At 63.5% G+C, this 5,213-nt stretch carries 6 protein-coding genes; 3 read left to right on the forward strand and 3 right to left on the reverse strand.

What is annotated here, in order from left to right:
• Nucleotides 1-92: 92 nt before the first annotated feature.
• The gene (locus tag BRAO375_RS20150; RefSeq protein WP_035641430.1) at nucleotides 93-542 is read right to left on the reverse strand and encodes a (2Fe-2S)-binding protein; all 450 of its coding nucleotides are present in this window, start codon (nucleotides 540-542) and stop codon (nucleotides 93-95) included.
• Nucleotides 543-840: 298 nt separating this feature from the next.
• Between BRAO375_RS20150 and BRAO375_RS20155 the strand changes: the two genes are divergently transcribed.
• Nucleotides 841-1,605, forward strand: a complete 765-nt coding sequence (locus tag BRAO375_RS20155; protein WP_035641433.1) for a hypothetical protein — start codon at nucleotides 841-843, stop codon at nucleotides 1,603-1,605.
• A gap of 197 nt (nucleotides 1,606-1,802) precedes the next feature.
• Here the strand turns inward: BRAO375_RS20155 and BRAO375_RS20160 are convergent, their stop codons facing one another.
• Together BRAO375_RS20160 and BRAO375_RS37545 are read right to left on the reverse strand one after the other, a co-directional pair.
• Complete coding sequence (locus tag BRAO375_RS20160) at nucleotides 1,803-2,546, reverse strand: DUF7168 domain-containing protein (protein WP_009029292.1); 744 nt, start codon at nucleotides 2,544-2,546, stop codon at nucleotides 1,803-1,805.
• Nucleotides 2,547-2,649: 103 nt separating this feature from the next.
• Entirely contained in the window at nucleotides 2,650-2,844 is a 195-nt protein-coding gene (locus tag BRAO375_RS37545; RefSeq protein WP_139031426.1) for a hypothetical protein, read from the reverse strand.
• 30 nt (nucleotides 2,845-2,874) lie between these two features.
• Here BRAO375_RS37545 and BRAO375_RS20165 point away from each other — a divergent pair, with 30 nt between their 5' ends.
• Both BRAO375_RS20165 and BRAO375_RS20170 read left to right on the forward strand, forming a co-directional pair.
• Nucleotides 2,875-3,930, forward strand: a complete 1,056-nt coding sequence (locus BRAO375_RS20165) for a sugar phosphate isomerase/epimerase family protein (protein WP_009029293.1) — start codon at nucleotides 2,875-2,877, stop codon at nucleotides 3,928-3,930.
• A gap of 11 nt (nucleotides 3,931-3,941) precedes the next feature.
• A complete protein-coding gene (locus BRAO375_RS20170; RefSeq protein WP_009029294.1) occupies nucleotides 3,942-5,117 on the forward strand; it encodes a Gfo/Idh/MocA family protein in 1,176 nt (391 codons plus the stop codon).
• Nucleotides 5,118-5,213 lie beyond the last annotated feature (96 nt).

The following is a 5,213-nucleotide window of genomic DNA, read 5'->3' on the forward strand; positions in this document are numbered from 1 at the left end:
GCGGCGCGACAGGTTGCCGATGCCTTGCGCGGGGAGCAACGGCAGCACATCGGTGAAGTCGGTCTTGAGAAGAGCATTCATCGTCGATCTCCTCAGGCCTGCGCCGCGCGGCGGATCGCCGCGGCGATGCGGTTGTAGGTGCCGCAGCGGCAGAGATTGGTCATCGCATCGGCGATGTCGGACTCCGACGGCTTTGGATTTTGCGTCAGCAGCGCGGTCGCGGCCATCACCTGGCCGGACTGGCAATAGCCGCATTGCGGCACCTGGTCGGCCACCCAGGCCTCGACGACCTTGCGGCCGACGCCATCCTGCTCGATCGACTCGATGGTGCGGATCTCGGCCTTGCCGACGCTGTCGAGCGGCACCTGGCACGACCGCGTCGCCTGGCCGTCGATCATGACCGTGCAGGCGCCGCATTGCGCGATGCCGCAGCCATATTTGGTTCCGGTCAGTCCCAGCGTGTCCCTGAGCACCCAGAGCAGCGGCGTATCCGCCTCCACCGCAACCTCATGGTCGCGGCCGTTCACGCGAATTGTCGTCATGGCAGTGCACCTCGATAGGAAGCGCACAGGCTACATGCGACTGCATCGCAACCGGATGACGAAAGTCCGGCAGTTTCGGACACCTCGTCCTTGGCACCTCCGAAGATCAGCGCACGGCAAAGCTAAGAGCGTCGTCCGACCACATACCCACCCCAATACCGGTACAATAAAAGGGCGAAGGATGCGATACTAGCGGAACCGCCAGGAACAAAATGCACCTGGGGGAATTGAGCTTCTAAGAAGAAGCTGGCCAAACAGCCCGATGAGTCCACTCGGCATTTCGTCCTGGAGGGGAACGATGTCTGACTCGCTTATCGTGGTCGCCCAAGCTTTCGCTCAATCGGCTGCCCACTACGCGGCAGTGACGGCAGCTCAGCTTGATTCCTACGCGTACATCCCCCTGAAGTATACAGCATGCCCCCTACTGGCCCTCGGAGCCGTAAGGATTGCTCTTTACTTCGAGAGCAAGGTACGCTTCGCGTTCACTCTGTTTGTACTGGCGTCTTTTGTTTGCATGATCCGAAACGTTGTTCCTGAAAGCGCAACTGTCTTCGGGCTTCAGATCCAACTCAGTCAGATTTCGAATTGGTTGCTGCCAGCGTTCACCTTCTTCCTACTCGTTCCGATCGACATGAACGACACGGGTCTGAAGTTGATCGAGAGACTTGGAAATATCGCGTTGTCCGCAACGGTATTCACCGGTTTGTTCGTTGTTGCAAAGCAGTCCGATATCATGGCTGCGCCAATCGAAGACACCAAAGCTGCCGACGCTTGGCAGTCTATGGCTGCTGCGATCGCGGCAAGCATCGGACTAGTCGCGTTCGTCATGCGTTACGGAACGGTGCGCGCAGTGGCTATGGCGATCTTCGCAATATGTTGGACCGCCCCTCAGAAGACGTATTGGCTCTCGATACATGAGGTCGAAGATATCATGCGCCTTGGTGTCCTGGGCATGGGCTTTATTCTATTGACCCTGCCCAAGCCAAGGGAAGATGTATCGGAGTTGCCGTCCATGACGTCTTCTCCGCCTTTGAAGCGTCAATCGAAAATGGCCTCCATCTAGCGTGTGTGCCGCTCGTAAGGATCTGATTGGGCACCTGTCATTGGCGGCGCCCGATCAGCGAGTTGACTCCTCCCCGCAACGCGATCGGGTTGGAACCGCACGTTTAAGCAGCGTGCTTCAACGAACGAAACTCGCCAAAAACCTATGACGCGCGACCCAGGCTTCTACGGCGCCTATAGCCTCGTCGACCGACTCGATTAGTCCTTTGACCGCATTCGGCCGACTCCGGGACTGATCCCCACCGTCGCCCCCGCCGCGCCGCCGGCCTCGTAGGCCGTCATCGACACCATGCGGCCGGCGCTGCGCACGGAGCGCAGCTTCATGTCGAGCTTATCGAACTCGGCATCGACGACCGAGGTCTTCAGCACGACGAGGCCGCGGCCGGTCGAGGCATTGCCCTGGTCGCGGCTCTTCTTCATCGCCACCAGCCGCTCGGCAATCGAGGCGACCATGCCGAGCGCGAAGGAGGCGTTGGCGAGGTGGCGGTCCTGGTGGCGGAAACGGGCGTAGTCGATCGAGGTCTTGTAACGGCCGAGCTCGGCGCGCACGGAGTTGTCGATCAGTTCGGTCAGATAATGCGCGACCTCGACATCGGCCGGCAGGCCGAAAAACACGTAGATGTTGTCGCCGGCCGCGTTCTTCTCGCGCCAAACCCGGCAATCACAGAACAGCGCGATGGCGCCGATGCAGTCATCGATCGGAATGCGCTTCTTGCGATGGGTCTCGTAGACCTTGCGCTCGCAGGATGAAGCCTTCAGCTCGAGGTCGGACAGCGACAGATCGTGGCGGTCGAGCAGCTCGGCCACCTTGGCCGCCGCCGCCAGCGCCTCGTCCTCGGTGCAGCCATTGGCGACGGTTTTCGCGCGCAGGGCCTGGATGCGCGCCTTCAGCTTGTCGAGCGCGGCAGGATCGGCGGCGGAGACATTGGAGGTCTGGCTCAACGGTCAGTATCCCTAAGACGAGGACTCGAAGCGTACGTATCGGACTGCGCCTGCAGCGAGCTCCCGCGATCGCAATCGGCTTCGCTCCTTATATCCCGGCCGATCAGATCTTGGCTTCTCGGATGGTGCGATCAACGGCTTTTCCCATGCCGTCCTCTTTGACCACGTCCCAACCGTCCTCCGGCCGGGGGGCGACCTGTCCGACCGATGCCGCAAATTGAGACTGGTCGTGAAATGCGCGGTGGTTCCGGCATGGCGGACACGCCGATGCGATGGCAAGATCGCGCCCCGTCAGCACGCGCCAATCCTCGCAAGAAGGGAGCATGCGATGAAGCAGATCAAGGGCCCCGCCATCTTTCTCGCGCAGTTCGCAGGGGATGCGGCGCCGTTCAATTCCTGGGATTCGATTTGCGGATGGGCGGCCTCGCTCGGTTATGAGGGCGTGCAGATCCCCAGCTGGGATGGGCGACTGTTCGATCTGCACAAGGCATCCGAGTCGCAGGATTATGCCGACGAGGTGAAGGGGATCGCGGCGCGCCACGGACTGGCGATCACCGAGCTCTCGACTCATCTCCAGGGCCAGCTCGTGGCCGTTCACCCCGCCTATGATGCGGCCTTCGACGGCTTCGCGGCCCCCGAGGTGCGCGGCAATCCGCAGGCGCGCACCGAGTGGGCGGTCGACCAGGTCAAGCGCGCGATCCGGGCGTCACGGCGGCTCGGGCTCACCGCGCACGCGACGTTTTCCGGCGCCTTGGCGTGGCCCTACATCTACCCGTGGCCGCAGCGTCCGCCGGGTCTCGTCGAGGCGGCGTTCGACGAGCTCGCACGGCGCTGGCGGCCGATCCTCGATCATGCCGAGGAGCATGGCGTCGATCTCGCCTATGAGATCCATCCGGGCGAGGACCTGCATGACGGCGTCTCCTACGAGATGTTCCTGCAGCGGGTCGGCAACCACACGCGCGCCAACCTGCTCTACGATCCTTCGCACTTCGTGTTGCAGCAGCTCGATTATCTCGACTACATCGACATCTATCACCAGCGCATCAAGGCGTTTCACGTCAAGGATGCCGAGTTCAATCCGACCGGACGCCAGGGCGTCTATGGCGGGTTTCAGGGCTGGGCCGATCGGGCCGGCCGCTTCCGCTCGCTCGGCGATGGCCAGGTCGATTTCGGCGCGATCTTCTCCAAGCTGACGCAATACGACTACGGCAGCTGGGCCGTGCTCGAATGGGAGTGCGCCATCAAGCATCCCGAACAGGGCGCGCGCGAGGGGGCCGGCTTCATCGGGAGCCATATCATCGAGGTCACCGAGAAGGCCTTCGACGATTTCGCGGGCTCCGGTGCCGACGACATGGCGAACCGCAAGATGCTGGGCCTGGCCTGAGGGAGGAGCAAATGGCCATCACCGCAAGCCATGAGGCCGTTGGGCATGCACGTATCCGCCTCGGCATGGTCGGCGGCGGACAAGGGGCCTTCATCGGCGCCGTCCACCGCATCGCCGCGCGCATCGACGATCAGTTCGAGCTGGTCGCCGGCGCGCTCGCATCCGATCCGGCCCGCGCCAAGGCCTCCGCCAGGGAGATCGGCATTGCCGACGATCGCGCCTATGGCTCGTTCGAAGAGATGGCCAGGGCCGAAGCCGCGCGTCCGGATGGCATCGAGGCGGTCTCGATCGTCACGCCGAACCATATGCACGCCCCGGTCGCAAAGGCCTTCCTGCGTGCCGGCATTCACGTCATCTGCGACAAGCCGCTGACGACGACGGTTGCCGAGGCCGAGGAGCTGGTGGCATTGGTCCGGTCGACGGGCAAGGTGTTCGTGGTGACGCATAACTACACCGGCTATCCGATGGTGCGGCAGGCGCGGGAGATGGTCGCGAGCGGCGAACTCGGCGACATCCGCCTGGTGCAGGCCGAATATCTCCAGGACTGGCTGACCGAGCGGCTGGAGCAGAGCGATCACAAGCAGGCGGCGTGGCGCACCGACCCGGCCCGCTCCGGTCCGGGCGGCTGCATCGGCGACATCGGCACCCACGCCTACAACCTCGCCTGCTTCGTCAGCGGCCTTGCGCTTGATGAGTTGTTCGCGCAGCTGTCGACCTTCGTCGAGGGGCGACGGCTCGATGACGACGTCCAGATCCTTCTGCGATGGAAAGGCGGCGCCAAGGGCATGCTGTGGGCTAGCCAGGTCGCCGTCGGCCACGAGAACGGCCTGACCTTGCGCATCTCCGGCACCAAGGGCGGCCTCGCGTGGGCACAGGAGAATCCGAACCAGCTCTGGTTCACGCCCTATGGACAGCCCAAGCAGCTCCTGACCCGCGGCGGCGCCGGCGCACTCGGCGCGGCCACGCGCGTTACCCGCATCCCCGCCGGCCACCCCGAAGGCTACCTGGAAGGCTTTGCGACGATCTACGCCGAGGCGGCGGAGGCCATCCGCGCCGCGAGGAGCGGAGACAAGCCGGATCGCGCGGTGCTCTTCCCAACAGTCGAGGACGGCTTGGCCGGTGTGAAGTTCATCGATGCCGCGGTGAGGTCATCGGCAGGCCAGGGGACGTGGGTGCGGGTGAGCTGACGCCAAGGCACCATCTGTCGTCGCCTCGCCAGCAGCGTGCGTTGGGCCTGGACGCTCATTCGAGCAATTGGCGACAGCAGAGAATGACTGCGAATT

It is taken from the genome of Bradyrhizobium sp. ORS 375 (assembly GCF_000239775.1).
In the GTDB taxonomy this organism is placed as follows: Bacteria; Pseudomonadota; Alphaproteobacteria; order Rhizobiales; family Xanthobacteraceae; genus Bradyrhizobium.